General features: G+C 42.9%; 5 protein-coding genes. 1 reads left to right on the top strand and 4 read right to left on the bottom strand.

The genetic code is table 11. The annotated features are described in order from the left end of the window. Positions 1 to 38 precede the first annotated feature (38 nt). The 4 genes from arfB to CHU92_RS04745 are packed head-to-tail and all read right to left on the bottom strand — an operon-like array spanning position 39 to position 3,612. Positions 39 to 440 carry an alternative ribosome rescue aminoacyl-tRNA hydrolase ArfB gene (arfB, locus tag CHU92_RS04730; protein ID WP_094413123.1) on the bottom strand — a complete coding sequence of 134 codons (402 nt, stop codon included), beginning with the start codon at positions 438 to 440 and terminating at the stop codon, positions 39 to 41. Positions 441 to 479: 39 nt separating this feature from the next. Beyond that, on the bottom strand, positions 480 to 2,372 hold the full coding sequence (locus CHU92_RS04735) for a DUF4301 family protein (RefSeq protein ID WP_094413125.1): 1,893 nt from the start codon (positions 2,370 to 2,372) through the stop codon (positions 480 to 482). Next, positions 2,327 to 2,968 carry a nicotinamide riboside transporter PnuC gene (pnuC, locus tag CHU92_RS04740; protein WP_094413127.1) on the bottom strand — a complete coding sequence of 214 codons (642 nt, stop codon included), beginning with the start codon at positions 2,966 to 2,968 and terminating at the stop codon, positions 2,327 to 2,329. The genes CHU92_RS04735 and pnuC overlap by 46 nt, the downstream gene beginning before the upstream one ends. 11 nt (positions 2,969 to 2,979) lie before the next feature. Next, the gene (locus tag CHU92_RS04745; RefSeq protein ID WP_094413129.1) at positions 2,980 to 3,612 is read right to left on the bottom strand and encodes a 4'-phosphopantetheinyl transferase family protein; all 633 of its coding nucleotides are present in this window, start codon (positions 3,610 to 3,612) and stop codon (positions 2,980 to 2,982) included. A gap of 132 nt (positions 3,613 to 3,744) precedes the next feature. Between CHU92_RS04745 and ahcY the strand changes: the two genes are divergently transcribed. Beyond that, a complete protein-coding gene (ahcY, locus tag CHU92_RS04750; RefSeq protein WP_094413131.1) occupies positions 3,745 to 5,061 on the top strand; it encodes an adenosylhomocysteinase in 1,317 nt (438 codons plus the stop codon). Positions 5,062 to 5,157 lie beyond the last annotated feature (96 nt).

Genomic DNA, 5,157 nt, shown 5'->3' on the forward strand with positions numbered 1-5,157 from the left:
CACTAAAGAAATTTAATAAAATAAAAGTTTAAACCACTTCAATAATCCGGCTTACGCCTTGATTGCTTTATTTCTGACTGGCGCCTTTTATTTTCAATACGTTTTTTAATGACAGCTTTAGGCACTTTTGTGGCTTTCCTGGTTTTTTGCACTTTCAGCGCAGTATCAATAATCCGGAGGAACCGCCTTGTCACAATTTCTTTGTTTCGTAACCGGCTGCGGTCTTCATCACAGTGGAGCACCAGTATTTTATCATTGGTAAGCTTAGGGGCCAGGTTGCTCCCGGCCAGCATTTTTTCGTCATCAGTAAGCGCTGCAGAATGGGCAAGGTCAAAACTCAGCACCACTTTAGATGATACTTTGTTTACATTCTGTCCTCCCGCGCCGCTGCTGCGCACTGCTTTATATGTCAGTTCCGATAAAATCTTTTCTTTATCCAATGTAATTTCAATCTATAATCTGAAATCTCAATCCACTATCTATTGCGGCTGGTGTGCAGGTTTCAGCAGGTCATTAACGGTTTTCACAGGGTTGAAGGTCTCCAGGGGTTCTTCGACAAAAAGGGTTATCCACCCGGCCATAGCGCCATTCCATAGCCCGGGCAGTTCGTAGGATTTTACATCCCTTCCGTTCTTGTTCTTGTAAACAATAAAACCTGTTGAGGCATCTACAAAATCATTAAGGTTAAACCGATTTCCCTGATAGTCCCGCAACCCGCATACTACGTCAACCGGATTAAAGTGTGTGGAGGCAGCCATGATTTTTTGCTGTTCTTTATTATCAAGGTCTATCTGAGAGCTTTCGATAATCTGTAGCGACAGCCTGCCTTTTTCGCCTTTTACCCAAAATGGGCCACCGCCAGGCTCCCCTTCATTCTTGACCATACCGCAAACGCGTACAGGCCTGTTCAGCAGGTCGCGCAGGTATTCTATTTTGTTTTCAAAAGTGTATTTTGCCACATCCTGTGGTATGTCTATGCAAAGCTCCTCTTTTGCAAAAGCAAAAATATTTTTAATGCATTCTTCCGTAATTTCACCTACAGCCATTCTTTGAAGGTAGCCATGCACTTTTTCCTGTGTTTTTATAAGGATGCCGCCTAAGGCTTTTTTATACAAGGAAATAACATCGGTGTGGTTATAGCTTACGTTGTCAATATTTTTTATAAAAACAATATCAGCACTCAGCCGGTTAAGGTTCTGTATCAGTGCACCGTGGCCACCGGGACGGAATAACAGCCTGCCGCTGCTGTCGCGAAAAGGCATGTTGTTGAGGTCAACCGCAATGGTATCGGTCTCTTTCTGCTGGCACGAAAAATTGTATTTAATGCTTATACCTGAAGCTTCTTCAATTTTCGCTTTTACTTCCTCAATAGCATCAAGAAACCCGTTGAGGTGCTCTTCTGAAATGGTAAAATGCACATAAGCCTCATTGTTTGATGCGGCATAAGAGACAGCTTCTTTAAGATGCTCATATACCGGTGTTGCCGTAAAATCTTCATACTGGTGGAAAGGCAGTATGCCTTTGGGCTTGTTGGCATAATCAAAACTGCCTTTATCAAGCATTGTTTTTATAAAGTGGTAATAGCGTTGGTTTTTACTCCAATCCGCGTATTCAGGAGCCTGTTTTATAGCCTCATATACTTCTTTAAAAAATGGAAATTTATCAATGCCGGCCAAAAAAATACTTAGCGCTGTAGCATTTTTTCGGTTGATGTAAGCATTTATGGTCTCGGTTTCGGGTTTAAACTCTGCCATAAATTCAGAGAGGAACTTGAACATCCTGCTGGCAGCGCCTGATGCCGGCACAAACTTTTTAAGTTTAAAGCCGTTCTTCTTTTCATCAAAATAGGCGGCGTATTCACGGGCAGCAGCATCCGGCAACGGTTTTATCCCGTCATTCAGTATAGCGGGTTTTTCTAAACTTATGCTGGCAATGCCGTTCCTGAAGATAACAAGGTGCTTCCTGATGGTATCAACAGGGATTCCCATAGTATATATCTGTACAAAATCCTCAATACTAAAGCCCATGTCAAGTGCTTTTTCCAGGGAAAGCACAATGCCCCTGCACAGTGATTCCGTGTCGCCTGTTGTTTCGGCCAGTATATAATTGGCTCCTTCTTTCTCAAGGGCTTTAAGCAGCGTTGCATTTGCAGTGGCGCCTTCTTCTGTAACAAATACCACCAGGTCTTTTCCGGCCAGCTCTTTTACCGAAGCAGTAATGCTGTCACTTATTGTAAATATAAATTCACGCGCCTCTTTTCCGTCAGGCGCTATGAACTGTGATAATTGTGCGGGAAAGCCTTCGCTGAGCCCGCCTGCTATAAAAGCTATGCTGAGTGTATTTGTTTTTCGCTGCGTAATATTCTCTTCCATACATTGTAACCGTAAAAGGCTATTGATGTTAATACTATATAATAAAAGCCAGTGAATATAAGGCCTTTGTAAAAGAACAGGGGTATTGCAATGATGTCGCCTGCAATAAGGTATGCCCAGTTCTCAATTTTCCGCTTCGCCAGCAGCCACATCCCTATAAAGAACAATCCTGTTATAAAAGTGTCTACATAGGCCCACCAAAAGCTGAACATATCAAAAAAGATATATACCCCTGAAACAAATATAACAGAAACAGTAAAAATTACCCCACTTTTTATATTATCTTTAATAGTAACCGTAGTAATTTTCAGACGGCTGTTGTCTTGCCTGTCCCTGCGCGACCAAAGTAGCCAGCCATAAATACTCATGTAAAAATAGTAGCCATTTATTATGAGGTCACCATAAAGGTCAGCCCTGTACATCAGGTATATGTACAGGCCGGTGCTCACCAGGCCCGCAGGATATACAAGGATATTGTTCCTGGCAGAGAAGATAACGCTGAGCAACCCGAAGAGTATAGCAGTAACCTCAATTACAACAAGAAGCGGTGTATAACCGCTAAACTGGCTGAAAAGAAAATCTGTAAATGCTGTCATAGGGCAGGGTGTCAGGCTTCAAAGGCATATACCAGCGTAAAATCTTCTATCTCCTCAAAGCAAAAGCCATACATCCTGTCAATTTCTTTAAAATCCAGTTTTGCAGAGCCTTTTCCGTCTTCTGCTAAAAACGGTAACACTTTAATGTGGCCTTTAAAACTAATGCCTTCTCTTGATACCATTTTAAATATAGCTTCCTTTACACCCCATATCACAATGAGCCGGCGTATGTAGTCATCGGCCTGTGCAGGGTCAAGGTAGCTAAATTCTGCGGCTATAAATTTTGCTGCTATGCGTACCACCTTTTCGCGCCTTAGCTCCATATCAATGCCCACATTGCGGCTGCTTATAATGATAGCCGAAAAACCGAAGGAATGCGTTATTGAAATATTTTTCCCGTCCTTTAAATGTGGTTTCCCGTCTTCAGCATAATACAGGTCGTGATCAGTATACCCTGCCTCCTGCAGGAGCCTCCGCACACTCATGAAACCCTTTCGGTGCTCTTCTGACCTCATTTTGTCTATCCTGCTTCGGCATACCTCCTTTAATGCCACACCTGCTGACAACTCTTCGGCGGTTTCAGTTATTTTCCAGATAAGCAACCGGGTATCGTCCTGTATAGTAACGGCTTTGTATAACGGCATCGGGATGTTATTTTTTGTTTATCAGCCTCTTATTGCATTCAACAGTTGCCAAAATTATAATTTGTAGCGGTGTAATAAAAAGCAATTTAGTAAATTTGCAAAAATTTTTACTAATACAAATATACAACATAGATGAGTACTAAAACGTTGCCTTATGTGGCTTACAAAGTAAAAGATATTTCGCTTGCGGAATGGGGAAGGAAAGAAATTGAGCTTGCTGAAGCCGAAATGCCCGGACTGATGGCGCTACGCGAAGAATATAAAGACGCACAGCCCCTTAGAGGCGCCCGTATTGCCGGATGCCTGCACATGACCATACAAACGGCGGTGCTTATTGAAACCCTTGTAGCCCTTGGCGCTGAAGTTACCTGGAGCTCATGCAACATCTTTTCTACTCAGGACCATGCCGCTGCTGCCATTGCTGCCGCAGGCATATCAGTATATGCGTGGAAAGGTATGAATGAAGAGGAGTTTGACTGGTGTATTGAGCAGACTCTTTTCTTCGGGGAAGACCGCCAGCCACTTAATATGATACTTGATGACGGTGGCGACCTTACCAATATGGTATTTGACCGTTATCCGGAACTTGCCGCAGGCATAAAAGGCCTTTCTGAAGAAACTACTACTGGTGTACACCGCCTATATGAAAGGATGAAGAACGGCACGCTTGTTATGCCTGCCATCAACGTAAATGACTCTGTAACAAAATCTAAGTTTGATAATAAATACGGCTGTAAAGAAAGTGCGGTGGATGCTATACGCCGTGCTACCGACCTTATGCTTGCCGGTAAAAGGGTAGTGGTATGTGGTTATGGTGATGTAGGCAAGGGTACTGCTGCTTCTTTCCGTGGGGCAGGCTCTATTGTTATAGTTACTGAAATAGACCCGATCTGCGCCCTTCAGGCTGCTATGGACGGTTACGAAGTGAAAAAACTTGATACGGTTATCGCCAATGCCGATATCATTATCACCACAACCGGTAATAAAGATATTGTTGTAGGACGCCATTTTGAGGCCATGAAAGATAAAGCAGTTGTATGTAACATCGGCCACTTTGACAATGAAATCGATATGGCTTGGCTTAACAAGAACTATGGCAATACTAAAGTTGAAATTAAGCCGCAGGTTGATAAATATACCATTAATGGTAAAGATGTTATCATTCTTGCTGAGGGCCGCCTTGTAAACCTTGGCTGCGCTACAGGGCATCCAAGTTTTGTGATGAGCAACTCGTTCACTAACCAGACACTTGCCCAGATTGAGCTTTGGAACAACAGCGACAAATATGAAAATATGGTTTACATGCTGCCTAAGCATCTTGATGAAAAAGTGGCGGCACTGCATTTAGCCAAACTGGGTGTGGAGCTTGAAACGCTTAATGAAGAGCAGGCTGCTTACATTGGCGTTCAGGTGGAAGGCCCGTACAAGCCGGAGTACTACAGGTACTAATTAGATTATTAAATTTGATGGTTGTCAGATTTTTAGATAATCCCCAGATATAAAAGAAGCCGTCTCACAACTTGAGACGGTTTTTTTACGTTTTTC

The sequence above is a fragment of the Flavobacterium cyanobacteriorum genome, from assembly GCF_002251835.1.
Lineage (GTDB): Bacteria > Bacteroidota > Bacteroidia > Flavobacteriales > Flavobacteriaceae > Flavobacterium > Flavobacterium cyanobacteriorum.